The sequence below is a fragment of the Roseobacter sp. MH60115 genome, from assembly GCF_015644665.1.
Classification (GTDB): domain Bacteria; phylum Pseudomonadota; class Alphaproteobacteria; order Rhodobacterales; family Rhodobacteraceae; genus Roseobacter.
In genome coordinates this window covers 388,312-410,931 of the sequence record NZ_JADOBQ010000001.1, presented here as the reverse complement: position 1 = coordinate 410,931, position 22,620 = coordinate 388,312, and the positions used below count along the sequence as shown (strand labels likewise).

The 22,620-nt window shown below is 61.8% G+C and carries 25 protein-coding genes; 7 read left to right on the top strand and 18 right to left on the bottom strand.

Going from position 1 to position 22,620, the window contains the following annotated elements:
* Positions 1-99: 99 nt before the first annotated feature.
* The 6 genes from ISX84_RS01920 to ISX84_RS01895 all read right to left on the bottom strand — a co-directional run bounded on the left by ISX84_RS01920 (position 100) and on the right by ISX84_RS01895 (position 4,488).
* Positions 100-1,338 carry an aspartate kinase gene (locus tag ISX84_RS01920; RefSeq protein ID WP_195818631.1) on the bottom strand — a complete coding sequence of 413 codons (1,239 nt, stop codon included), beginning with the start codon at positions 1,336-1,338 and terminating at the stop codon, positions 100-102.
* Positions 1,339-1,435: 97 nt separating this feature from the next.
* Complete coding sequence (locus tag ISX84_RS01915) at positions 1,436-2,074, bottom strand: SDR family oxidoreductase (RefSeq protein WP_195818630.1); 639 nt, start codon at positions 2,072-2,074, stop codon at positions 1,436-1,438.
* A gap of 4 nt (positions 2,075-2,078) precedes the next feature.
* The gene (locus ISX84_RS01910; protein ID WP_195818629.1) at positions 2,079-2,504 is read right to left on the bottom strand and encodes a DUF1178 family protein; all 426 of its coding nucleotides are present in this window, start codon (positions 2,502-2,504) and stop codon (positions 2,079-2,081) included.
* 64 nt (positions 2,505-2,568) lie between these two features.
* Positions 2,569-3,039 (bottom strand): NUDIX hydrolase, encoded by a 471-nt coding sequence (locus ISX84_RS01905; RefSeq protein WP_195818628.1) that lies wholly within the window; start codon positions 3,037-3,039, stop codon positions 2,569-2,571.
* A 138-nt stretch (positions 3,040-3,177) separates the two neighbouring features.
* A complete protein-coding gene (locus tag ISX84_RS01900) occupies positions 3,178-3,939 on the bottom strand; it encodes an EcsC family protein (RefSeq protein ID WP_195818627.1) in 762 nt (253 codons plus the stop codon).
* A gap of 42 nt (positions 3,940-3,981) precedes the next feature.
* Positions 3,982-4,488 carry a GNAT family N-acetyltransferase gene (locus tag ISX84_RS01895; protein WP_195818626.1) on the bottom strand — a complete coding sequence of 169 codons (507 nt, stop codon included), beginning with the start codon at positions 4,486-4,488 and terminating at the stop codon, positions 3,982-3,984.
* Positions 4,489-4,574: 86 nt separating this feature from the next.
* On the opposite strand from ISX84_RS01895, the gene ISX84_RS01890 reads away from it, so the two are divergent.
* Positions 4,575-5,180 (top strand): flavin reductase family protein, encoded by a 606-nt coding sequence (locus ISX84_RS01890; RefSeq protein WP_195818625.1) that lies wholly within the window; start codon positions 4,575-4,577, stop codon positions 5,178-5,180.
* 108 nt (positions 5,181-5,288) lie between these two features.
* On the top strand, positions 5,289-6,116 hold the full coding sequence (locus ISX84_RS01885; protein WP_195818624.1) for an endonuclease/exonuclease/phosphatase family protein: 828 nt from the start codon (positions 5,289-5,291) through the stop codon (positions 6,114-6,116).
* Between the two features lie 144 nt (positions 6,117-6,260).
* On the opposite strand, the gene ISX84_RS01880 is transcribed toward ISX84_RS01885, so the two are convergent.
* Positions 6,261-7,895 carry a SulP family inorganic anion transporter gene (locus ISX84_RS01880; RefSeq protein ID WP_195818623.1) on the bottom strand — a complete coding sequence of 545 codons (1,635 nt, stop codon included), beginning with the start codon at positions 7,893-7,895 and terminating at the stop codon, positions 6,261-6,263.
* 209 nt (positions 7,896-8,104) lie between these two features.
* On the opposite strand from ISX84_RS01880, the gene ISX84_RS01875 reads away from it, so the two are divergent.
* From ISX84_RS01875 to ISX84_RS01855, 5 genes are all read left to right on the top strand, one after another.
* Positions 8,105-9,658, top strand: a complete 1,554-nt coding sequence (locus tag ISX84_RS01875) for a hypothetical protein (protein ID WP_195818622.1) — start codon at positions 8,105-8,107, stop codon at positions 9,656-9,658.
* 143 nt (positions 9,659-9,801) lie between these two features.
* Positions 9,802-10,674: an S-methyl-5'-thioadenosine phosphorylase gene (locus tag ISX84_RS01870; RefSeq protein WP_195818621.1), complete on the top strand. Its 873-nt coding sequence runs from the start codon at positions 9,802-9,804 to the stop codon at positions 10,672-10,674.
* Positions 10,671-11,348: a DUF2927 domain-containing protein gene (locus ISX84_RS01865; RefSeq protein ID WP_195818620.1), complete on the top strand. Its 678-nt coding sequence runs from the start codon at positions 10,671-10,673 to the stop codon at positions 11,346-11,348. The genes ISX84_RS01870 and ISX84_RS01865 overlap by 4 nt, the downstream gene beginning before the upstream one ends.
* An 85-nt stretch (positions 11,349-11,433) precedes the next feature.
* Positions 11,434-12,057 carry a LysE family translocator gene (locus ISX84_RS01860; protein ID WP_195818619.1) on the top strand — a complete coding sequence of 208 codons (624 nt, stop codon included), beginning with the start codon at positions 11,434-11,436 and terminating at the stop codon, positions 12,055-12,057.
* 11 nt (positions 12,058-12,068) lie between these two features.
* Positions 12,069-12,599 (top strand): adenine phosphoribosyltransferase, encoded by a 531-nt coding sequence (locus ISX84_RS01855; RefSeq protein WP_195818618.1) that lies wholly within the window; start codon positions 12,069-12,071, stop codon positions 12,597-12,599.
* Positions 12,600-12,660: 61 nt separating this feature from the next.
* On the opposite strand, the gene ISX84_RS01850 is transcribed toward ISX84_RS01855, so the two are convergent.
* From ISX84_RS01850 to coxB, 11 genes are all read right to left on the bottom strand, one after another.
* Positions 12,661-14,076, bottom strand: a complete 1,416-nt coding sequence (locus tag ISX84_RS01850) for an FAD-binding oxidoreductase (RefSeq protein WP_195818617.1) — start codon at positions 14,074-14,076, stop codon at positions 12,661-12,663.
* 40 nt (positions 14,077-14,116) lie between these two features.
* Complete coding sequence (locus tag ISX84_RS01845) at positions 14,117-14,929, bottom strand: MBL fold metallo-hydrolase (RefSeq protein WP_195818616.1); 813 nt, start codon at positions 14,927-14,929, stop codon at positions 14,117-14,119.
* A 174-nt stretch (positions 14,930-15,103) separates the two neighbouring features.
* Positions 15,104-15,688 carry a GNAT family N-acetyltransferase gene (locus ISX84_RS01840; RefSeq protein WP_195818615.1) on the bottom strand — a complete coding sequence of 195 codons (585 nt, stop codon included), beginning with the start codon at positions 15,686-15,688 and terminating at the stop codon, positions 15,104-15,106.
* Entirely contained in the window at positions 15,688-16,950 is a 1,263-nt protein-coding gene (locus ISX84_RS01835) for a M16 family metallopeptidase (protein ID WP_195818614.1), read from the bottom strand. Before ISX84_RS01835 ends, ISX84_RS01840 begins: the two co-directional genes overlap by 1 nt.
* The gene (gene thrC, locus ISX84_RS01830; RefSeq protein ID WP_195818613.1) at positions 16,947-18,335 is read right to left on the bottom strand and encodes a threonine synthase; all 1,389 of its coding nucleotides are present in this window, start codon (positions 18,333-18,335) and stop codon (positions 16,947-16,949) included. The genes ISX84_RS01835 and thrC overlap by 4 nt, the downstream gene beginning before the upstream one ends.
* Positions 18,336-18,339: 4 nt before the next feature.
* Positions 18,340-19,020, bottom strand: coding sequence for an SURF1 family protein (locus ISX84_RS01825; RefSeq protein ID WP_195818612.1), 681 nt, complete (start codon positions 19,018-19,020; stop codon positions 18,340-18,342).
* Positions 19,021-19,090: 70 nt separating this feature from the next.
* Complete coding sequence (locus tag ISX84_RS01820; RefSeq protein ID WP_195818611.1) at positions 19,091-19,912, bottom strand: cytochrome c oxidase subunit 3; 822 nt, start codon at positions 19,910-19,912, stop codon at positions 19,091-19,093.
* Between the two features lie 22 nt (positions 19,913-19,934).
* Positions 19,935-20,519 carry a cytochrome c oxidase assembly protein gene (locus tag ISX84_RS01815; RefSeq protein WP_195818610.1) on the bottom strand — a complete coding sequence of 195 codons (585 nt, stop codon included), beginning with the start codon at positions 20,517-20,519 and terminating at the stop codon, positions 19,935-19,937.
* The gene (locus tag ISX84_RS01810) at positions 20,519-20,683 is read right to left on the bottom strand and encodes a cytochrome C oxidase assembly protein (protein WP_195818609.1); all 165 of its coding nucleotides are present in this window, start codon (positions 20,681-20,683) and stop codon (positions 20,519-20,521) included. The genes ISX84_RS01815 and ISX84_RS01810 overlap by 1 nt, the downstream gene beginning before the upstream one ends.
* 3 nt (positions 20,684-20,686) lie before the next feature.
* On the bottom strand, positions 20,687-21,625 hold the full coding sequence (gene cyoE, locus ISX84_RS01805; RefSeq protein WP_195818608.1) for a heme o synthase: 939 nt from the start codon (positions 21,623-21,625) through the stop codon (positions 20,687-20,689).
* Between the two features lie 58 nt (positions 21,626-21,683).
* Positions 21,684-22,565: a cytochrome c oxidase subunit II gene (gene coxB, locus ISX84_RS01800; RefSeq protein WP_195818607.1), complete on the bottom strand. Its 882-nt coding sequence runs from the start codon at positions 22,563-22,565 to the stop codon at positions 21,684-21,686.
* Positions 22,566-22,620 lie beyond the last annotated feature (55 nt).

The window sequence follows — 22,620 nt, the reverse complement described above, 5'->3', positions numbered from 1 at the left end:
CGCAGCCGCCCCAGCAGCTTGCGCGATCCGGTTTCCAGACGTTCTGCCACGCGTGCGATCCTCCCACGTCTTCGAGCACCCGTCCGCAGTCAACGCGGATCAGGCGGCTTTTTCCAGCTCGAAGGCATCATGCAGCGCCTGAACGGCGAGTTCCATGTATTTCCTGTCGATCAGCACCGAAATCTTGATCTCCGACGTCGTAATGACCTTGATGTTGATGCCTTCGGCACTCAGCACCTGGAACATTTTCGCGGCAACGCCGGTGTGGGACCGCATGCCGATCCCCACGACGGAAACCTTGGCCACATCCGTGTCGGCGATGACTTCATGAAAGTTGATCACGCCATCGGCTTTGGCGTCCGCCACGGCTTTCTCCGCCCGCGCGACCTGATCGGTCGGGCAGGACCAGGTCATATCCGTGCGCCCTTCCTCGGAGATGTTCTGAACGATCATGTCGACATTCACGCCGCCGTCACTCAGGGCCGTGAAGATACTGGCCGCGATGCCCGGGCGGTCGGCCACGCTGACAAGGGTCATCTTTGCTTCATCGCGTGAAAAGGCCACGCCCGCCACCACATTGCTTTCCATGATATCCTCCTCGTCGCAGACCAGCGTCCCCGCGTTATCCGATTGTTCTTCAAAACTGCTGAGCACGCGCAGCCGTACCTTGTAGCGCATCGCGAGTTCCACAGACCTCGTCTGCAGGACCTTAGCCCCCAGCGACGCGAGTTCCAGCATCTCTTCAAAGGCGATCTTTTCCAGTTTGCGCGCCTTGGGGCTGACCCGCGGGTCGGTGGTGTAGACACCATCCACATCCGTATAGATGTCACAGCGCTCCGCCTCGAAAGCCGCAGCGAAGGCCACGGCTGTCGTATCGGACCCGCCCCGTCCAAGCGTGGTGATCCGCCCCTCGGGGCTCACCCCCTGAAACCCGGCGACAATGGCGACCTTCATGCCCTCGTCGAACTTCGCCATGATATTGTCCGGGGGAATTTCCTCGATACGCGCGGCGGAATGGGCAGAGGTGGTTTTCACCGGCACCTGCCAGCCCTGCCAGCTGCGGGCAGGCACGTCCATTTCCTGCAGGGTCAGCGCCATCAACCCGGCGGTCACGTTTTCGCCGGAAGACACCACCGCATCATATTCGCGCGCATCATAGAGCGGCGATGTCTCGTTCACCCAGCCCACAAGCTCATTGGTCTTGCCCGACATGGCCGACACGATGACGATCACATCGTAGCCCTTGGCCACTTCGACGCCAACGCGCTTGGCCGCGCGCCGGATACGGTCCAGCGTGGCCACGGAGGTGCCACCGAATTTCATCACCAGAACAGGCATGATGCGCCCCTTGCATTAATCGCGGCGGGTTTACGCTGTGGCGCAGGGAACCACAAGCCGTTCAGGGGCTTATTGCACGCAATCGTGTCGCGGGATTTCAGAAGGCGTGGGGACGCCCATCCCAGGTTTCAAAGACACCGGTGCGGGTCACGTCAAGCGCGTCGAAACGGGCAACCAACCCGTTCACGGCTTCATCGACGGTGATTTCCGCTGCAGATGTGCCCATGTCGGTCTGCACCCAGCCCGGGTGATAGATACCCACCGCAATGCCTTCGGGCATCAGGTCACTGGCCAGATTGCGCCCCAGGTTCAGGGCTGCCGCCTTGGAGGATCTGTAGATGTAGCTGCCGCCCGGCGCGCGTTCTGACGATGCCATTTGCGACGAGATGATCGCGATCCGCCCCGCCGTTGACAGACGCAGATTTGGCAGCAGCGACTGTACCGTCAGAAAGACACCGGTCACGTTGACGGCAAAGGTCTGCGCCCATTGTTCGAGCGGGTAGCCATCCTCCAGCATCTGACCCTTGTCCAGATAGACACCGGCGTTACAGACCAACAGGTCGACCGCCTGCCCGTCCAGACGGGCGGCAAGGGCTGCATGGCTTGCCGGATCGGTGACCTCCAACGGGTGCTCTCCGTCCCGCGCCGTGCCGATCACCTGCTCACCGCGCGCGCGATAGGCGGCAGCCAGCCCCGCGCCAATCCCGCGGTTCGCACCGGTGATGACAATGGTCATGATTTCAATTGGCCTTTCGGTTGGGCAAAAACGGCAGCGGTGCCACCGGGATACCATCCTCTATCAGCTTTTTGGCCTCGGCGCCGTTCGCCTCGCCATAGATCGCCCGTTCCGGCGTGGCGCCCAGGTACATCGACCGCGCCTCTTCCGCAAAACGCGGCCCAACGTAATCCGCGTTATCTTCAACATGCCGTCGCAGTTCGGTCAGCGCCTTTTCCTGCTCCGTCTTCGACGTGCGCAAAGGCTTTTCTGGTGCATCCTCTGCCGAGAGCGCAACACGCGGGGCCATCACCGCCTTGTCCACGGTCTCCGATCCGCACACGGCGCAGGCCACATGTCCTGCCGCCTGCAGCTTGTCAAAGGCCGACGCCGACTGAAACCAGCTGTCGAAATCATGCCCCTGATCACATTTCAGCGCATATTGAATCATGGCGCGCAGAATACTCCAAAGCCGTTACCAAGTCTTTATGACATGGGGCAGAGACCACCTGTCGTCAAGAAGATCTGGCCGAGGCACGTGGATCGAAGTCGCGCAGAATGCGCGCCAGTTCGGGTTCGTCCACAAGGCGCGCCGCTTTCTTACGCGACATCCACGCGCGCTCCCGCTGGCCGGCTTCGGGGTAGTCATCGGCCAGCGTTTCGACCTCCACGGCATAGACCATGGCCAGGCAGGGCAGCGCGCCCAGATCCTCTGCATCCTTGCTGTAGGAAAAGATGCCTAGACAGCGCCCGTCGGATGCCCCGCGGACCCCGGCCTCTTCCCAGGCCTCCTGCACGGCGGAGCCTGCGGGGGTGAGGCCATCCATGGGCCACCCCTTTGGCACGATCCAGCGTTTCGAGCCGCGTGAGGTGATCATCAGCACGCGGATCTTGCCTTTCTGAACCCGGTAGCACAATGCTGCAAACTGCGTCCGCACGTCCCGCTTGCCTGCGCCTGACAGCGATATTGGCAGTTGTTTTATCATAGTGAGATCACAAGAACTCTGGAAAAACCGGCGCGGAATGCGTCGCTGAATATCTTCAAATATGCCCGAGGATGGGCGGTTTGCCAACAAATCAAGGCCTGCGCGGCAAAACAGATCGGGCCCTGTGACAATCTTGAATCAGCGCAAATCCCGCGAGGCCATGCGCACGCGCAATCTGGCCACCAATTCCTCAATGGGCACATCCGCGTCTATCGACAGTTTTCGCAGACCGAAATGGACATGGGCCATTTCCTGGTAGTAGGTCGTATAGGCGTAATTTGTCGCGGCCCCGGCCACCGCCCCCAATACCGGCACGGTCTGCGCGGCCAGCTTCTGGCCCAGAACCGTGGCCAGCCTTGGGGCCACACGCGAGATGATACCTTGCAACGCAGGACCGGTCAGCGTCACCCGCGCAGAGAGAAACCCAAGATCGGCACCGTCATCCTCTGCCAAGGGTCCGGCAGCGGCAAACACCTCGATGCAGTCGAATTGCACGCTTTCCGACGATGGATCGAACCCGTGTTCGACGGCGACCCCTTGAATGATCCGCAGCAGAAGGGTTGTGGTCACCGGCAGTTCTGCGAGCGCCGTGGGCAGCCCCCCGACCCCGCCGGCCGCCCCCATGGCCGTGCCCACCACGGTGTTGAGCCAGCCTTTCTGATCCGGCACCACATCGCGGCTGCTGTGCGCCACCTTCATGGCCTGCTCCAGCGCCCGGCGCGTTGCCTCCTGCAGCCCGGACTGGGCCGCGTTGGGCAATCGGTCCAGCAACCCTTCGGCACGCCCGCCGATGATGTTCAATAGATCGACCGCCCCGCCGCTGGCACGTTTGTAGCGCCGCGCCAGCGCATCCAACTGCGCGTCCACATCCACCGGTACGATCTGTGAAATATCATCCATAAAATCTCTCCTCTTTCACAAATGGGGAGAGATGTGCCGTTTTCAATCGGGCCCCGAACCGTCGGACGGGTACCGCTGGACCGTTCCGGCGATGCCCTTCCACGCGCCGGGCACCAGGGGTTGTCCCAACACACGGTCCGGATTGGTGGGGGGCGGCATGACAACACCGCTCAGCTTTTCAAAGCCGAACCGCGCGTAGTAAGGCGCGTCGCCAACCAACATCACCCGCGCCCAACCGTCGCGCGCCGCAAGCGCCAGAGAGCTGCGGATCAACTCACCGGCCAGTCCCTCGCCCTGCCGCGTGGGGTGCACGGCGATCGGACCCAGCAAAAGAGACACCGCCCCTCCGGCCAGAACGGGCCAGTAGCGGATTGCGCCTGCCAGGATACCATCCACATCCCGCGCAACCTGATTGAGGCCTGCCACGGGGGCCACGTCATCGCGCAACCGGTAGGACGACAGCGCCTCGCGTCCGGGCGCAAAACACAGATCGAAAAGCGCTTCGACCTCATGCACATCCTGCGCGGTTTCTACTTTCAGTTCGTACACGGCAGGCGCGTTGCCCCGGCTTGGGTTTCAGGTAGCCCGCCCGTAGCACATGCGTTACACCGGCTGCAAACGATCAGGAGTTTCCGATGTTCTACCGCCCCGCCGATGGCCATGGTCTGCCGCATAACCCCTTCAACGCCATCGTCAGCCCGCGCCCTATTGGCTGGATTTCAACGCGCGATGTGCAGGGGCGCAACAATCTGGCCCCCTACTCCTTTTTCAACGCCGTGGCCTATGTGCCGCCCCAGGTGATGTTCGCCTCCACCAGCAGCAAACCCGACCGGGGCGACACCAAGGATTCCGTGGCGAATATCCGCGAAACCGGCACCTTCTGCGTGAACATCGTCGAATACGGGATGCGTGATGTGATGAATGCCTCCTCCGCCCCGCTGGCAAAGGATCAGGATGAATTCGACGCGGCAGGCATCACCCCGACGGAATGTACCGAGATCGACTGCGCCCGCGTGACCGGTGCGCCTGCCGCGCTCGAATGCCGGATGACCCAGATCATCAAGGTCGAGGGTGAGACCAACTTCGTGGTTTTTGGTGAGGTGGTGGGCGTTCATATCCGCAACGACACCATCGTGGACGGGCGTTTCGACGTCACCAGTTTCCAGCCGCTCAGCCGTCTGGGTTATCACGACTACGCCCGCGTGACGGAGCTTTTTGAGCTGGTGCGCCCCGGCATGTAGGCGCCTGACGCAGTAACAGCAACGCCTTCTCCATCTTGTGCTATGGTGCAACCCATAGATGCATGGCGGCCTGTCCTTCGACCGCCGGTGCAAGAAGTGAGAGGTATTATGACCAATTTCAATCATTCGATTATTCGCGCAGCCGTCTGGAACCTCGCCGGTTACTCCTTGCCAGGGCGTCCCGTGGGGATCTCCGCCCGTTCCAAGAAGGCAGAGAAACAGGCAGAGGGTCTGGCCTTGCTGGATGCCGAATTTGTCACCCTGGTAGAGGTATCACCGGCCAGTTACATCGAAACGCTGGTTCAGAAGCTGAAGACCTACGGCGTCGAGTACAACCACACCCTCCTGCCACAGAAGAGCGGTAACATTCACATCGGGTTTCTGCACAAGCCCGGCATAGAGGTCACCAATCCACGTTTCATCGAAGGCTCGGAAGGCGACTATACAGGCGGGCGCCAGGCTTTTGCCGTCGATATCAAGATCGCCAAGCTCAAAGCCATTGTCATCGGCGTGCATCTGAAATCCGGGCGCAACAAGCCGCAGCAGAAAGTGCGCGACACTCAATGCAAGGTGATCGGTGACTATATCTCACAGATCCACCAGACGCCGGGGTTGAAGCGACGCGCGATCTTCCTGATGGGGGATTTCAACATGATCCCCGGGCAGGACGTGTCGAACTTCCACTTCCTCGGCGGGGATGATGTGATGGACTTCGTGTCCTCCTGGGATCTGCAGGACCGGTTCTCACATATCCTCGAAAAAGGACGCGCCAACCTGCTGGACGGGTTTGCCGTCAGCCGCAATTTCTCCACGGATTACATCAAAGGCAGTTTGCGGCTTTTCCCGATGCACTGGACCATGAACTTGGGGCGCGAAGCCTTCCGCAAAAGCGTCTCCGACCATCTGCCCTTCGTGGCAAACTTCAAAATCTACTGACCCCGTCGCTCCGCAGGAGCAACGATGCAGACAAGTGGGTTTGCAAAGCAAACCTGCGGTCTGCCCGCCCGCGTCTGCCCACCGATGCCCAAGCGGGACGGTGGGCGGGGCGCCTTGGCCGCAGGCCAACAGCGCCGTCAAACGTCAGTGTCCGCCCAACATCCCGGTCCGCACCGAATAGTCCACCGCCAGCGCGTAGTCGGGGTCGTCGTCGCTGTCGACCATCAACTGCCCGGCCTTCTGCAAAAGCTTGTGACAATCCCGGCTCAGATGACGCAGCATCAAGGTCTTGCCCGCTGCTTCATATTTCGCGGCCAAAGCCTCAATGGCCTGCAGCGCCGACTGATCGACCACGCGGCTCTCGGCAAAGTCCACGATCACCGTATCCGGATCATTCGCCACGTCAAAAAGCTCCATGAACCCGTCCGATGACCCAAAGAACAGCGGCCCATTGATCTCATAGACCTTAGCGCCCTTCTCAGTATGCGACTCCCGCGTGGTAGCATAGATACGCCGCGCGTTGTTCCAGGCGTAGGCCAGCGCGCTCACGATCACGCCCACGACAACGGCGACCGCAAGGTCTTCCATCACCGTGACAACCGTCACGAGCAGGATCACGAAAGCATCCGTAAAGGGTACCTTGCGCAGGATCGTCAGGCTGTTCCAGGCAAAGGTCCCGATCACCACCATGAACATCACACCGACCAGGGCCGCCAGTGGAATAAGCTCGATGATGGACGAGCCCACAAGAATGAACAGCAGCAAAAAGACCGCCGCCGCAATCCCCGCAACCCGCGTCCGCCCGCCCGATTTCACGTTGATCATCGACTGACCGATCATCGCACAACCGCCCATGCCGCCAAAGAACCCGGTGACCGTATTGGCCACGCCCTGTGCGATACACTCCTGGCTCGCCCCGCCGCGCTGGTTGGTCATGTCGCCCACAAGGTTCAGCGTCAGCAGGCTCTCGATCAACCCGATGGCCGCCAGGATTACCGCATAGGGCAGGATGATCTCGAAGGTTTCCCAGTTGAGCGGCACCATCGGGATATGCAGGCTCGGCAGGCCACCCTGGATGGAGGCCAGATCGCCCACCCGCGGCACCTCCAGTCCAAAGCCGATCACCACGGCGGCAACAATGCCGATGCCCGCCAGCGGCGCCGGGATTGCCCGCGTGATCCGCGGCATGACCCAGATGATCGCCATGGTCGCCGCCACCAGCGTCAGCATCAGGAACAGCGGCTGACCGCTCAGCCATTCACCGCCCCCCATGCCGTGGCCGGTGTTCTCCATGGTGCCCGGCACCTTGAACTGGCTCATCTGCGCCAGGAAAATAACAATGGCCAAGCCGTTCACAAAGCCCAGCATCACCGGATGCGGCACCAGCCGGATGAACTTGCCCCACTGCATCACGCCCGCAAAGACCTGCAAAAGCCCCATCAGGACAACGGTCGCAAAGAGATATTCGACCCCGTGTTCAGCCACCAGCGCCACCATCACCACGGCCAGCGCGCCGGTCGCCCCCGAAATCATGCCCGGACGACCCCCAATCAACGCCGTGATCAGGCCCACCAGAAACGCCGCATAAAGCCCCACCAGCGGATGCACCCCCGCGACAAAGGCAAAGGCCACCGCTTCGGGCACCAGCGCCAGCGCCACGGTCAGACCGGAGAGCAACTCGATCCGCAGCCGGGCGGGCGAAAACCCATCCTCCGGCATCCAGCGCAGGTCGGTCACGTCCAAATTCTTTGTAAAGCTGCTGAACGTCGTTCGCGCCATGCTCAATATCCTAAATCGTATCTTGTGAAAAACCGAACCGAGCCGGTAGATTTGCGCGCTCCCTAGACGCTTTCGATCCAAATGGAAACCCCACCGACCTGCGCGGTTATGGTAAATATTTCATGAACGCCCGCGTGTCAGCCCTTCACAAACCCCGATGCGCCGCTACTCTGCCCGCAATTAATGCGATTTTAGCACCTGAGCCTTTCATGCCCCTCATCCGCACCCGCGCCGACATTGACGACCTGCTCGATGGCCCTACTCCCGCCGAAGAAAAGCTCCTCGGTGCCTGTCTGGCCGGGAAGCCCTGTTATCTGGGCGATGCGGTTCCCGCAAAAGGCACGCCGAACCCGCAGGTCCACATCCGTGCCAATGTCCTGCGCTATCTCATCACCGGTGGTTGCAAAACGCATCCCATCGCCGATTGGGGCATCGTGCTCTACGGCGCCCATGTCACCGGCGCCTTGGACCTGAACTTCGCAAAAGCACAGGGCGTCACCGGGCTCATCCAGTGCCGTTTTGACAACCCAATTGCGGCGCTTCAGGCGAAATTGCAACTTCTCAATCTGGACGGCAGCGCGTTTCCAGCGCTCAACGCCCAAGGCGCAAAGCTAAAGGGCGACATTTTCCTGCGCAAAGTCACCGCCGAGACAACTGTCCGTGTAACCGGCGCCACCATCGGCGGGCAGCTTGAGTGCGACGACGCCATATTCAACGCAACCTTCGGTGACGCCTTCAACGCCCAAGGCGCGCAGGTAACGGGGAGCGTCTTCCTGCGCAGCATAACCGCAGAGGCAACCGTCAGGGTCAACAGCGCCACCATCGGCGGGCAGCTTGACTGCGACGGCGCCACATTCAACGCGACCTCGGAACACGCGCTCTACGCCCAAGGCGCGCAGGTGATGGAGGGTTTCCTCTTTCGCGGTGTCAGAACAGGCCAGGGCGTGATCGATTTAAACGCGGCACAGGTGGGCACCCTGGCGGATGATCCGCACAGTTGGCCACCAAAAGACCAACTCATTCTGGACGGATTTATCTATTCGCGCATGGAGAATGCAGAGTTTCCGCGGCTCTCTGACCGGCTCGACTGGCTCGCCAAGGGCAGCACCTGGGGCCATGAGTTCTACCCCCAGCCCTATACCCAGCTGGCCAAGGTCTACCGCGAGATGGGGCAGGACGGCGATGCGCGCGATATCCTCGCCGAGCGGGAGCGGCGTTTGCTGCGGCACCGCTTTTTCAGTGCAGTTAATCTCAATAACGGGACACCAGAAGACGGTGTGCCCCTCCGGCAGATCAATTTCCACGTCATCCTGTGGTCCTTTCTGGCACGCATGGTGGTGGGATATGGCTATCACCCGTTTCGCAGCGTGATGATCCTGTTTGCCTTGATCGCGCTCAGCGCCGTTTTTGCCGACCGGGCGTGGCAGACAGGCGGCATCACCCCGAATTCCGCGCATGTTCTGGTGTCACCGGGGTGGCTTGCGCATCACGCTGTTGAGGGGGCGCCCGCCCATGTCTGGATCGGTGAAGTCATACCGACCGGATGGTCCCCCGACCCGGAGACACCGGAGCAGAAATGGCCCGACGTGGCGCCGGGCCGCGACTGGGAGACGTTCAATGCGCTGGCCTATGGTGCGGACATTGCCATTCCGATCATCGCGTTCGGCCAGACCGATGCCTGGGCGCCATCGGTCTCGCGCGGGGCTTGGGGAACGTTTCTGTGGTGGTGGCGTTGGGTCGCGCCACCACGGGCTGGATTGTAACAGGTCTTGCGGCCGCCGCCGTGACCGGCATCATCCGGCGGGACTGACGCACGTGCTGCTCACGAAAAATCAACCTGCCCACCCCATTGATCTCACCGCCTATTCCCGCCACGATCCAAGCCGGACACAGAACGGAGCATACCATGACCGCACCCAAGATCGCCGTGATTGGCGGCTCTGGCATCTACGACATCGATGGGCTGGAGGATGCCAGCTGGACCCGCGTGGAAACCCCCTGGGGTACCCCGTCGGACGCGATTCTCACGGGCAGGCTGGACGGGACCGAGATGGCCTTCCTCCCCCGCCACGGGCGTGGCCATGTGCACAGCCCGACAACCGTGCCCTACCGCGCGAACATCGACGCGCTGAAACGGTTGGGCTGCACGGATGTGATTTCAATCTCGGCCTGTGGCTCGTTCCGAGAAGAGATGGCGCCGGGTGACTTTGTCCTTGTCGATCAATTCATTGACCGCACGTTCGCGCGTGAGAAATCCTTCTTCGGCACGGGCTGCGTGGCCCATGTCTCCGTCGCCCACCCGACCTGTCCGCGCCTGACGGATGCCTGCGACATCGCCGCGAAAGACGCGGGCATTACGGTGCACAAAGGTGGCACCTACCTCGCCATGGAGGGGCCGCAATTCTCGACACTTGCCGAATCCAAGATGTATCGCGAGAGCTGGGGCGCGGATGTGATTGGCATGACCAATATGCCCGAGGCGAAACTCGCCCGTGAGGCCGAGCTTTGCTATGCCTCTGTCGCGATGATCACCGACTACGACAGCTGGCACCCCGATCACGGCGAGGTGGACGTGACCCAGATCATCGCCACGCTGATGGGCAACGCGGACAAGGGCCGCGAGTTGGTGCGCCGCCTGCCCGCATTGCTCAGGTCCGAGCGCGCGCCCTGCCCACACGGATGCGACCGCGCATTGGAATACGCGATTTTGACCGCGCCCGAGGTCCGCGATCCGGCCCTGATGGCGAAACTGGATGCGGTTGCCGGTCGCCTTTTGTGATCCGGTGGCTCTGTGCAGTACTGCTCTGGCTTGGTGCCTCTGCGGGGGCGCAAGACTACATTTCCGTGCCGGATGCACCGCTGAGTGATGACGCCTTTTACAATCTGGTCAGCTGTGCCGCCGCCCCTGGCGGTCCATGTGCCAAAAGCCGCGTGCGGTGGCCGGAAGAAAAAGCCAGTGACCTCAGCCTGGGCATCATCGCCATCCATCAAAATTACCCGCGCCTTCTGCGCACGCCGATCCGCCGCGCGCTTTTCCAAGCAATCACCGAAGTCAACGCCGCCAGCACCGGGCTGCACCTGCGCCGGGCCGCCCCGGACGAGACACCGGACATCGCGATCTATCTGGTGGATCAGAAGATCGGCAGCACAATCCGGAGCTTTCCGGAGCCCGAGTTGAACGGCAACGAAATGCCCGCCGCGATGTTCTGGGTCTGGTGGAACGGCAAGAATGAGATCCAGCGGGCCGTCATCCTCTTTGCCCGCGATGCAAGGTGGGAGGAAGTGCAGTCCATCATGCTCGAAGAGGTCGTCCAGTCCACCGGCTTGATGACTGACATCGCCAGCCCTTGGTACACATCTCGTTCCATTTTCGCAGAATTCTCCGACAACACTGTCACCCGGCTGCAACCGCAAGACATCATGGCGCTGCGCCGACACTACCCACCTCAATGACGCCCCCCCGACCATGACGCTTGACGTGGCGTGGCTCAAACCACTTTAACTGGCGGGGTGTCATCGCGAAAACCAAGGAAACACAATGCCTCTTGATCTCTGGCTGACATTTGTCGCCGCCTCCACCGCCTTGCTGCTGATCCCCGGCCCGACCGTCCTGCTGGTTCTGAGCTACGCCCTGTCCAAAGGCCGCTCGGTCGCCGTCGCCTCTGCGGCAGGTGTTGCCATGGGCGATCTGATCGCCATGAGCGCTTCGCTCGCGGGACTGGGGGCGCTGGTCCTGGCCTCGGCCACGCTCTTCACCCTGCTGAAATGGGTCGGGGCTGTGTATCTGGTCTGGCTCGGGATCAAGCTGATCCGCTCCGCCCCCAGCGCGGGCCTGGCGCCGGCCACCCTCGAGATCAACGCAAAGGGTGTTTTTGGCCACACCGCCGCCGTCACCGCGCTCAACCCGAAATCCATCGCCTTCTTCATCGCCTTCGTCCCGCAGTTCCTACGCCCGGAGGCCCCATTACTCCCGCAGTTTGCGCTCCTGATTACCACTTTCGTAACGCTCGCCGCGGTAAACGCACTGGCCTATGCGCTGCTGGCAGACCGGCTGCGCCGCGTCATCGGTCGCCCCTCGGTTCTGACCTGGATCACCCGTGCGGGCGGCACAACACTGATCGGCATGGGCGTGCTGACCGCCACGCTCCGTCGCGCAGCCTGAGGAAGAGCACCATGAAAACGGTACAGGACTACATTCGCACCATCGTCGACTTCCCGCACGAAGGGATCATGTTTCGTGACGTCACCACGCTCTTTGCCGACCCGCGCGGCTTTCGCATGGCCATCGACCAGATGCTGCACCCCTACGCGGGGCTTGAGATCGACAAGGTCGTCGGCTTGGAAGCGCGCGGTTTCATCCTCGGCGGGGCCATCGCGCACCAGCTGTCGGTCGGCTTCGTGCCGATCCGCAAAAAGGGCAAACTGCCCGGCACCACGATCAGTCAGGATTACAAACTGGAATACGGCGAGGCGATTGTCGAAATCCACGACGACGCGATCACGGCAGGGGAGAAAGTGCTCGTAGTCGATGACCTGCTGGCGACCGGCGGCACCGCAGAGGCCGGGATCAAGCTGCTGGAGCGGTTGGGTGGCGAAATCGTCTCCTGCGCCTTCATCATCGACCTGCCGGAACTCGGGGGGCGCAAGAAGCTTGAAGCCATGGGCATGGATGTCCATGCCCTCTGTGCGTTCGACGGCCTCTAAGCCCGCGCCAAAAACCAAATCCTGGAAGAATTTGAAAAACATCGTGCGGCGCGGCAGCGCCTCACTTCTTGAGGACCGCGCCGGGGTTCATGATGCCCAAAGGATCGAGCGCGGCCTTGATCGCCCGCATCGCAGAGAGTTTGGCCGGGTCGCCATAACGCTCCAGATCCTCCACTTTCAGTCGCCCAATGCCATGCTCGGCGCTGACCGACCCGCCAAGCCGATGCGCAAGATCGTGCACGACCCGCTGCAATTCGGCGCGCTGATTGGCATGATCCGACGCCTTCTGCCCCGGCAGGGGAAAGATGTTGTAGTGCAGGTTGCCGTCTCCCACGTGGCCAAAGCAGTTGATGCGGAAGGTGCCTACCCCTCCGATCACCTCCCTGCCTTCGGCAATGAATTCCGGAATGGCGCCGAGGGGGACCGACACATCGCTGGATATGATCGCCCCTACGCGCTTGTTGGCCTCCGGGATGTGTTCGCGTACGGACCAGAACGCGTCCGACTGCTGCGCGCTCTGCGCAATCACCCCGTCCAGAGCCACCCCCTCTGACGCGGCCACCTCGAACAGATCCGCCAACGCCGCCTGAGGGTCCAGACCGGCGACCACCCCCACCTCAATCAGTACCGACCACTCGGGCCGCGCAGCAAAAGGCTGGCGCACCTCGGGCAGGGTTTCCGCCAGAAACGCCAGGCCCTGACCGTTGATCAATTCAAAGCCACTCACCAATTCGCCCAATTGCGATCGGGCCAGTGCCAGAAGGGACAAAGCCGCCGCCGGTGACGGCACGACAAAGATGGCCGTTCCCATAGCCGCCGGGCGTGGGCTCAGCTTCAACGCTGCCGCCGTAATCACACCCAGCGTGCCTTCCGACCCGATCAACAGGTTGCGCAGATCGTAGCCGGTGTTGTCCTTGCGCAACCGCTTCAACCCGTGCCAGATTTGCCCGTCGGGCAGCACCGCTTCCAACCCCAGACAGAGATCGCGGGCATTCCCATAGCGCAGCACCGCGGTGCCCCCGGCATTGGTCGCAAGGTTTCCGCCGATCCGCGCCGATCCTTCGGAAGCAAGCGACAGCGGAAACAGCCGCCCCGCCTCTTCCGCCGCAGCCTGCACATCGGCCAGCACCGCACCGGCATCGCAGATCAGCACGTTTTCCTCCGGATAAACCGCGCGAATTTCCGTCATCCGCTCCAAGGACAGAATAAGCGGCAACGGCCCGTCCGGCGATATCTGCCCGCCCACAAGCCCGGTGCCCCCCGCATAGGCCACAATGCCCACACGCGCATCGGCAGCCAACCGCACAATCGCCGCCACCTCTTGGGTTGAGCGCGGCAGGGCAACAAGCGTTTCGCGCCCATGGTAGCGACCCCTTGGCTCCTCCAGATGCCGCGGCTCGGTTGTTTTGATCACTCCGTCCGGCAACTGCTGGCGCAGGCGTGTCTCGAAGGCGGAATCGGCAGAGTTCAAATCCATGCCCCTTGATCCCCCGCGCAAGATCGCGATGCAAGGGGGCTCAGGGTGTGCTGAGAAGGGCCGGACGTAAAACCATCACCGTGGGCCGCCCCGGCAACCGGTCCAGCGAGATGTCAAGCGCGGGGCCACCAACCTCCACCACCGCAAATTCATCCGACATGCCGGTCAGGAATTCGTCCAGCGCATACAGCGAAAACCAATGCATCGGGATCACCACAGAAGACTTCAGCCGCTTCAGCACCCGGATCATCGTGGGCAGATCCAGCGTATACCCACCGTCCACCGGCGCCATCACCACATCCAGCCGCCCGAGGGCCGCATATTGCGCCGCATCCGGTTCGTGATGCAGATGCCCCAGATGCCCAACACATAAGCCGGCCAGTTCAAAGACGAAGATCGAATTGCCCTTCTCCTCGACCCCGGAAAACTGCGACCGGATATCGGTGGAGACATTGCGGATCAGCACCTCACCCAGATCAAGATGATGCTCGATCCCCTCTCCGAACGGCCCCCACCCCGGCAACACATGCGGGATCGCCGGATCCGGGTGCGCGGTCCAATGGGTGTCATGGGCATGGTTCATCGTCACCACATCCGGGATCATCGGGGCCGATCCGGTAAACCCGGTGAAATCCGTCACCATGTTCAGCCCGCCATGGCTGCGGATCAGAAAACTTGCGTGGGCAATATAATGAATGCGCACCGTCTCTTCGGCCACCGCACCCAGGCTCGCGGGCACCACATACTCCAGACCCGGCGCTTCGGCCAAGGCGACGCAATGGCTCGGCGTACGCTCCTGCGCCACCGCCACCTGCGCCAAAAAAACAAAAACTGCAAAAAGCCGAATGAGCATGACCACCTCCCACACAGATAGCCTATCGCGATCTGCCGATTCACCGAAGGGTTTTCAGGCGCGCCGCCGATACGACAGGCCGTTCGCCCAAAATTGCGCCCCAACACCTTCTTCTGGCCAAAAATATCCCCGCCGGAGGCACGCGGCTTTTTCAAAAAGCCGCAAATGGGAATCCTACCCCGCTTGCGTCTTGCCGCGCCGGTCGCTGCGCAGGGCGGCATAGAGCACATGGGTGCGCCAGCGCCCGTCAATCTGCAGATAGCTCTGCGCCACACCTTCGTATTTGAACCCCGAGGTTTCCAACAATCCGCGCGAGGCGGCGTTCTCCGGCAGGCAGGCCGCCTCGATCCGGCTGAGATCCAACTGCGTAAAGGCATGGTGCACCAATGCGGTGATCGCCTCGCGCATATACCCCTGCCGCGCAAAGGGCTCCCCTGTCCAATAGCCCAGGGTGCCCGCCTGTGCGGGACCGCGCCGAATATTATCGAGCGTGATGGCCCCCAGCAGCGCATCATCCTGCCGCCGGATCAGGAAAAGCGGCAATGCCGTGCCCCCCGACACCGACCGTTGTGCCCAGTAGACCCGGTTGGTAAAGGCCTTGCGCGTCAGATGGTCCTTGGCCCAGCTGGGCTCCCAAGAGGTCAGGTAGTCCTTGCTCTGCGCCCGCAGCGCGGTCCAGGCCCGGAAATCCGAATGGATCGGCGGGCGCAGGGTCATCCGTTCCGTTTCAATGCGGAGTTTCCGAAACCCGCGCAGCATCACGCCGCCCGACGCTCCTGCAAGGCCGCGAGGCTCGGGGCATCTTCAACCGGTCCGTAAAGCGCCAGCGCCGCCGGGGCCGCAGAAGCCATGTCTTGCGCAAACTCGCGCACATCGCCCGTGGTCACCGCGTCGATCATCGCCACGGTCTCTTCCAGCGGCGGCACGCGGTCCCAGATCTGCACCAGCCGCGCCAGCCGCTCTGCCCGGTTCGACGGGCTCTCCAAGCCCATCAGCAGCCCCGCTTTCATCTGTGCCCGCGCCCGTGCGACTTCGGCCGGGGACATGTCAGAGGCCGCGCGTTTCATCTCATCAATGGTGATCTCGGCCAGCTGCGGCAGCTGCGCCGCGCTGGTGCCCGCATAGATCGTGGTCATGCCGGTATCGGCATAGGCCCCCGCCTGCGCAAAGATCGAATAACACAGCCCGCGATTTTCGCGAATTTCCTGAAACAGGCGGCTCGACATGCCGCCGCCCAGGGCGGAGGCGTAGATCTGCGCCGTATAGATGCTGTCATCCCGGTAGCCGGGGCTCTCGAAGGCCAGCGCAAAATGCGCCTGCTCCAGCGCCTTCGGCTGGCGCCGCTCGCCGCCCAAGAACCGTGCTGCGTCCGCGTCAAAGACGGGCCGCGCCTCCATGCCGCCAAAAAGCTCTTCGGCCAGCTTCACGATGGCTTCATGATCCACCGCACCCGCTGCAGAGAGGATCATCTGCTCTGGTCCATAGTGCTGCTTGATGAACCCCTGAAGGTCCGCGCGGGTGAAATTGGCGACCCGCTCTGCCGGGCCGAGGATGGTGCGGCCCATCGGATGATCCGGATAGGCCTGCTCCTGCAGCCAGTCGAAGATCACATCGTCAGGCGTATCCAGCGCCTGCCCGATCTCCTGCAGGATCACGCCGCGCTCCACCTCGATCTCTGCCTCTTCCAGCGTCGGGTTCAGCAGGATATCGGCGATCACGTCGAGCGCCAGCGGCACGTCATTCTGCAGCACCCGCGCGTAATAGGCCGTGACCTCGCGGCTGGTATAGGCGTTGATATACCCGCCCACGTCTTCGATGCTCTCGGCGATCTGCAGCGCCGTGCGCCGCTTGGTGCCCTTGAACGCCATATGCTCCAGAAAATGCGCAATGCCGTTCTGGGCGGGCGTTTCATGCCGCGCACCTGCGGTCACCCAGACGCCAATGGAGGCCGAGGCGAGGCCGGGCATTTCTTCGGTTACGATGCGGAAGCCGTTTGGCAGGCGGTGTTGGTTCAGTGTCACGCAGCTCTGTGCCCTTTGATGTGCGCGGTGAGCGCGGCCAGATCGTTCGGCACCCGGCTCACCCGTTCCGCGCGTTCATACAGGTCTGCCATACGCGGGGGCAAGGGGGGCCGTTGCGTCGATGCCTCTTCGACCGCATCGGGAAACTTCGCCGGATGCGCCGTGGCCAGCGTGATCATCGGCGTCCCGGTCACGCGCTGCTCCTCCGCTACCTTCACACCCACGGCAGAATGCGGGCAGAGCAGCTCGCCGGTTGCCTGCAGCACGGATGCGATTGTGGCCGATGTCTCGTCCTCGGAGGCGCGGCCCGAGAGGTAGTGCGATTGCAGCACCTGCATCGCGCCCTGGCTGACCTCGAAACCGCCCGCCTTCAGCTCTTCCATCAGCTGCACAATGGCTGGACCCTCACGGTCATAGGCATCGAACAGCGCGCGCTCGAAGTTGGAGGAGACCTGAATATCCATCGACGGGCTGATCGAGGGCACGGTTTCACCCTTGTGGTACCCCTGCCCCTTGAGGCAGCGGTCGAGAATGTCGTTCTGGTTGGTCGCGACCACCAGCTTGTCGATGGGCAGCCCCATGCGCTTGGCGATGTAGCCCGCGAAGATGTCGCCGAAATTGCCCGTGGGCACGGTGAAGCTGACCGGGCGGTGCGGCGCGCCGACCGAAACAGCAGAGGAGAAGTAGTACACAACCTGCGCCAGCACCCGGCCCCAGTTGATCGAATTCACACCCGCCAGTTTGACCTCATCGCGGAAGGCGAAATCGTTGAACATGTCCTTCAGCCGTGCCTGGCAGTCGTCGAAATCACCGTCCATCGCCAGCGCATGCACGTTCGATTCCGTTGGCGTGGTCATCTGCCGCCGCTGCACCTCGGAGATGCGCCCATGCGGGTAGAGGATGAAGACATCCACGTTGTCGAGACCCCGGAACGCCTCAATGGCCGCCGAGCCGGTATCGCCGGAGGTGGCGCCCACGATGGTCACCCGCTCCCCCTTGCGGCCCAGTGCGGTCTGGAACATCTGCCCAATCAGCTGCATGGCGAAGTCCTTGAAGGCCAGCGTCGGCCCGTGGAACAGCTCCAGCAGGAAATGCCCCTGATCAAGCTGCACCAATGGAGCCCGCGCCGCATGACCAAAGCCTGCATAGGCCCGGTCGATGATCCCCTCGAACTCGTCGTCCGTGAAGACATCACCCACGAAAGGCCGCATCACCCGGTAGGCAATCGCCTCATAGCTCAAGCCCTCCAGCCGCGCGATCTCGGCCCCGGTCATCTGCGGGATTGTCTCGGGCACATAAAGCCCGCCGTCACGGGCCAGCCCGGTCAGCATCGCCTCTTCGAAATTCAGAACCGGCGCGGTGCCGCGGGTCGAAATATAGCGCATAGTCTCAGCTTTTGTTGGCCGCCTTCGGACGGCGCAGGAAAATGGCGGTCATCGCCAGCCAGATGGCCGAAAGCGAGAACCATGTGATCGCATATTGCAAGTGATCGTTTGGAATGGCCGATGTGTCTACGGGCATTGGCGTCACGGGACCGCCTGATTGCGGCGCATCGCGGCGCACGACAAGCACCGGTTCGGTGCCAAGCGCCGCAGCCATGGCGGGCACGTCGCGGGCAAACCAGATGTTTTCCGCCAGATCGGGTTCCGGCGTGAAACCATCGGTTTCCTGTGGCCACTGCAGGTTCCCGGTGATGGTGACGGGCGGGCCTTCTTCAACGCTCAGATCATCCGCTGCCGAGACAGGTATAAACCCCATGTCGATCATGATCCGGCCCGCGTCCCGCATCATCGGACGAATGATCCGGTAGCCCGCGCCCACCTGTTTTTGCGACACGAGAACGCGCAGGTAATCCGTCCCCAGAACGCCGGTGACCTGCACCGGCAGGTAGGCGTCCCGGTCAACATCCAGGTCGGTCGGCAAGGCCACGGGATCCGCGGCAATGCGCTCATCTATGGTGGCGATGATGCCCTCTTTCCAGGCCAGACGCTGGACCTGCCAGGTGCCGAGGCCGATGAGGATCGCCGCCCCTCCCAGCCCGAAGATCAGAAAGAATACCAGTCGCCGCATGCGTACTTCGGACCCCAAAGGAAAAGCGCGCGAGAGCCGCGCGCTTTTTTCTCAAGACATGTAAGACCGCTTAATGCGCTCCGGGCATCTGCCCGACACCCCAGATATAAACGGCAAAGAAGAGGAACAGCCAGACCACGTCCACAAAGTGCCAATACCAGGCAGCGGCCTCGAAGCCCACGTGTTTCTCCGGCGTGAAATGTCCCTTCATCGCGCGGAACAGGCAGACCGCGAGGAAGATCGTCCCGATGATCACATGCGCCCCGTGAAACCCGGTGGCCATGAAGAAGGCCGAGAAGAACGTGTCGTTGCCGAACTCCCAGCCCTTGTAGAGCAGATAGGAGTACTCATAGGCCTGCAGGCAAGTGAAGGCGACGCCCAGCACCACTGACAGTGCCAGACCGTTGATCACGTCCTTGCGCGGCCCGCCATGCACCAGCGCGTGGTGGGCCCAGGTGACCGTGCAGCCGGACAGCAGCAGGATCAGCGTGTTGATCAGCGGCAGGTGAAAGGCATCCACATGGTAGATTTCCGGACGGACATATTCCGTGCCGACATAGGCGCTCATCGGGTAGATGGCGTCCTTGAAGAAGGCCCAGAACCACGCGGCAAAGAACATCACTTCGGACATGATGAAAAGAATGAAGCCATAGCGCAGGCCGATCCGCACCACAGGAGTGTGATCGCCGATCTTGCTCTCGGCCACGACCTCGGACCACCAGCCGAACATCACGTAAAGCACGGCAACGAAACCGGCCCAGAACAGGAAGGGTGTGATCCCCTTCATCCACAACACGGCGCCAAAGAGCATGAAGAACCCGGCGACAGCCCCCAGCAGGGGCCAGATCGAGGGGTTCAGAATGTGGTAATCGTGGTTCTTTTCATGGGCCATGACGTCGCTTGCCTTATCTTGGTCAGTTCAGACTTGTGTCTGAGGTTGGTTCCATGTCCTGCACGGCAGCATAGCCTTCGGGCAGGTCAATTTCGTAGAATGTATAGGAGAGTGTGATGGTATGTATATATTTACCGTCACGATCATCGACGATTTCCGGGTCCACATAAAAGGTGACCGGCATCTGTACTCGTTCGCCGGGCTGCAGGATCTGCTCTTCGAAACAGAAACACTGGATCTTGTTGAAAAAGCCGCCCGCCTGATAGGGGGTGACATTGTAGCTGGCGGATCCGGCAATCGGGCGGTTCGTCGGGTTGTAGGCCTCGTAGAAGGCCAGTCCGGTCTCGCCGATGCGCACTTCCATCTCACGCTCGACCGGCTTGAAGGTCCACGCCATTTCGCTGTGCAGCGAGCCGTCAAAGCGCACTTTGATCGTCTGGTCCAACACGTCATCCGGTGCCACATCGGACACGCCGGTCACACCGCCAAATCCGGTCACCCGGCAGAACCAGTCGTAGAACGGGACGGAGGCCCAGGCGAGCCCGCCCATGACAAGCACGACACTGACGGTCTGGGCAACGGTTTTTGCAGGTCCTGACAGCGCCATTACTGGGTCAACTCCTCTGCCTTGGGCAGTTCAAAGTCGCCATTGGTGACCTTGGTGAAGGTTAGAGCCAGCACCAGCACGACGAAACCGGCCAGCATCAGGCCAACGCCGATGTTCCGGCCCTTACGCCGTGTGTGCAGTTCATGCTCAGGCTTGAAGGCCATGGATCACCAGCCTCCCATACCAAAGGGGCGCAGCATGGCTTCGATCAGGATCATGCCGAAATGCGCAAAGAGGTACCACAGCGACAGGCGGAAGAACTTCTTTTCCACTCGGTATGCGTCGGCTTCGGCCTGCGTTTCATCGCGGCGCCAGATGTCGAACGCCCCCTTGAGGAACAGCGCATTCAGGACAATGGCGGCGGCAAGGTAGAGCGGCCCGCCAATGGCCGTGAACCCTGTGCCAACCGCCAGCACGACCAACGGCAGCGTATACCCCAATACATGCGCCCGTGTGGCACGGCGCCCGTGGGTGACCGTCAGCATCGGCACATCCGCATCGTCGTAGTCCGATTTCATGAAGAGCGCCAGCGCCCAGAAATGCGGCGGCGTCCACATGAAGATCAGCGCGAACATAAGCCAGGCCTCGACCGAGAAACTACCCGTGGCAATCACCCAGCCGATCACCGGCGGGAAGGCCCCGGCCGCGCCGCCAATCACGATATTCTGCGGCGTGGAGCGTTTCAGCCACATGGAATAGATGACGGCGTAGAAGAAAATGGTGAAGGCCAGCAACCCTGCGGCCAGCAGGTTCGCCGAGAGCCCCAACATCATCACCGACAGACCGGACAGCGCAAGACCCAGCGACAGCGCCTCGCCCGCTGGCACCCGGCCCGAGGGGATCGGGCGCTTGGCGGTGCGGCGCATGACGGCGTCAATATCCGCGTCCCACCACATGTTCAGCGCGCCAGAGGCCCCTGCTCCGATCGCCACAAACAGGATGGAGGAAAAGGTAATCACCGGATGAACAGACACTGGCGCCGCCAGCAACCCCACAAGGGCCGTGAACACCACCAGCGACATGACACGCGGCTTCAACAGGGCGAAGTAATCGCCCAGTTGCGTGTCGTACTCTCCGGCTGGAGTTGTATAGCTCGCATCAGCCATTCATATGCCTTCTATGCCATCAGCAGGTAGGGTGGGCTTTCAGGCCACCTGTGCCAGATCAGTTCGACGCGATCACGCGGGTTTGCGGAATACCGGCATATTCCTCTTTCGCTCCGGCCAGCCACTCCGCATAGGCCTCGTCCGAGACGACTTTCACGGTGATCGGCATATAGGCGTGGTTCAGACCGCACAGCTCTGAACACTGACCAAAGTAGACGCCTTCCTGCTCCGCCTTGAACCACAGCTCCGCCAGACGTCCGGGCACCGCATCCTGCTTTACGCCAAAGGCGGGAATGGTCCAGGCATGGATCACGTCGCCGCCTGTGACCTGCATCACGATGGTCTTGTTGACCGGCACCACGACGGAGGTATCGGTGGCCAGCAGGAACTCCTCTTCGGAGAAACCGGCCGCTTCCAGTTGCGCAATCACCTCGGGTGATTTCTGATTTGTGCCCCCCGTTGCAGGCGCACCAATCATGTAGCTGGAGAATTCGAAACCCTCGTCCACATATTCATAGTCCCAATACCACTGATATCCGGTCACCTTGATCGTGATATCCGCTTCGGGAATCTCCTGCTGCTTGAACAGGATCGGCAGGGAGAACGCACCGATGAACACCAGAATCACGATCGGAATCACCGTCCAGGCGATCTCGACCGGCGTGTTATGGGTGAAGGACGCAGGCTCCGCATTGCGCTTGGCATTGTAGCGGATGGCCACCCAGAGGATCAGTGCCGTCACGAAGAGCGTGATCGCGGTGATGATCACCAGAATCATGCCGTCCAGCCACTGCAGGTCTTCCGCCAGCTCGGTCACGGCAGGTTGAAAGCCCATTTTGCCATCCACGGGACGCCCAATGATTTCGAGATTGTCCTGTGCCTGGGCCGCTGTCGCTGCAAAACCAGCCATCAGGCCTGAGAATGTGAAAAAACGTTTCATGTGTCGTCCTGATCTTGGGATCATCTTTGGTTGGCGGGCGGGGAAAGGACTGCGC

Bases quoted from the DNA above. Each gene is read 5' to 3' on its own strand.
- ISX84_RS01845 (WP_195818616.1), bottom strand. From the start codon at position 14,929: ATGCTCATTCGGCTTTTTGCAGTTTTTGTTTTTTTGGCGCAGGTGGCG.
- ISX84_RS01855 (WP_195818618.1), top strand. From the start codon at position 12,069: ATGAAAACGGTACAGGACTACATTCGCACCATCGTCGACTTCCCGCAC.
- ISX84_RS01860 (WP_195818619.1), top strand. From the start codon at position 11,434: ATGCCTCTTGATCTCTGGCTGACATTTGTCGCCGCCTCCACCGCCTTG.
- ISX84_RS01920 (WP_195818631.1), bottom strand. From the start codon at position 1,338: ATGCCTGTTCTGGTGATGAAATTCGGTGGCACCTCCGTGGCCACGCTG.
- ISX84_RS01885 (WP_195818624.1), top strand. From the start codon at position 5,289: ATGACCAATTTCAATCATTCGATTATTCGCGCAGCCGTCTGGAACCTC.
- ISX84_RS01825 (WP_195818612.1), bottom strand. From the start codon at position 19,020: ATGCGGCGACTGGTATTCTTTCTGATCTTCGGGCTGGGAGGGGCGGCG.
- ISX84_RS01815 (WP_195818610.1), bottom strand. From the start codon at position 20,519: ATGGCGCTGTCAGGACCTGCAAAAACCGTTGCCCAGACCGTCAGTGTC.
- ISX84_RS01900 (WP_195818627.1), bottom strand. From the start codon at position 3,939: ATGGATGATATTTCACAGATCGTACCGGTGGATGTGGACGCGCAGTTG.
- coxB (WP_195818607.1), bottom strand. From the start codon at position 22,565: ATGAAACGTTTTTTCACATTCTCAGGCCTGATGGCTGGTTTTGCAGCG.
- ISX84_RS01840 (WP_195818615.1), bottom strand. From the start codon at position 15,688: ATGCTGCGCGGGTTTCGGAAACTCCGCATTGAAACGGAACGGATGACC.
- ISX84_RS01910 (WP_195818629.1), bottom strand. From the start codon at position 2,504: ATGATTCAATATGCGCTGAAATGTGATCAGGGGCATGATTTCGACAGC.
- cyoE (WP_195818608.1), bottom strand. From the start codon at position 21,625: ATGGCTGATGCGAGCTATACAACTCCAGCCGGAGAGTACGACACGCAA.
- ISX84_RS01850 (WP_195818617.1), bottom strand. From the start codon at position 14,076: ATGGATTTGAACTCTGCCGATTCCGCCTTCGAGACACGCCTGCGCCAG.
- ISX84_RS01890 (WP_195818625.1), top strand. From the start codon at position 4,575: ATGTTCTACCGCCCCGCCGATGGCCATGGTCTGCCGCATAACCCCTTC.
- ISX84_RS01810 (WP_195818609.1), bottom strand. From the start codon at position 20,683: ATGGCCTTCAAGCCTGAGCATGAACTGCACACACGGCGTAAGGGCCGG.
- ISX84_RS01820 (WP_195818611.1), bottom strand. From the start codon at position 19,912: ATGGCCCATGAAAAGAACCACGATTACCACATTCTGAACCCCTCGATC.
- ISX84_RS01915 (WP_195818630.1), bottom strand. From the start codon at position 2,074: ATGACCATTGTCATCACCGGTGCGAACCGCGGGATTGGCGCGGGGCTG.
- ISX84_RS01905 (WP_195818628.1), bottom strand. From the start codon at position 3,039: ATGATAAAACAACTGCCAATATCGCTGTCAGGCGCAGGCAAGCGGGAC.
- thrC (WP_195818613.1), bottom strand. From the start codon at position 18,335: ATGCGCTATATTTCGACCCGCGGCACCGCGCCGGTTCTGAATTTCGAA.
- ISX84_RS01880 (WP_195818623.1), bottom strand. From the start codon at position 7,895: ATGGCGCGAACGACGTTCAGCAGCTTTACAAAGAATTTGGACGTGACC.
- ISX84_RS01870 (WP_195818621.1), top strand. From the start codon at position 9,802: ATGACCGCACCCAAGATCGCCGTGATTGGCGGCTCTGGCATCTACGAC.
- ISX84_RS01875 (WP_195818622.1), top strand. From the start codon at position 8,105: ATGCCCCTCATCCGCACCCGCGCCGACATTGACGACCTGCTCGATGGC.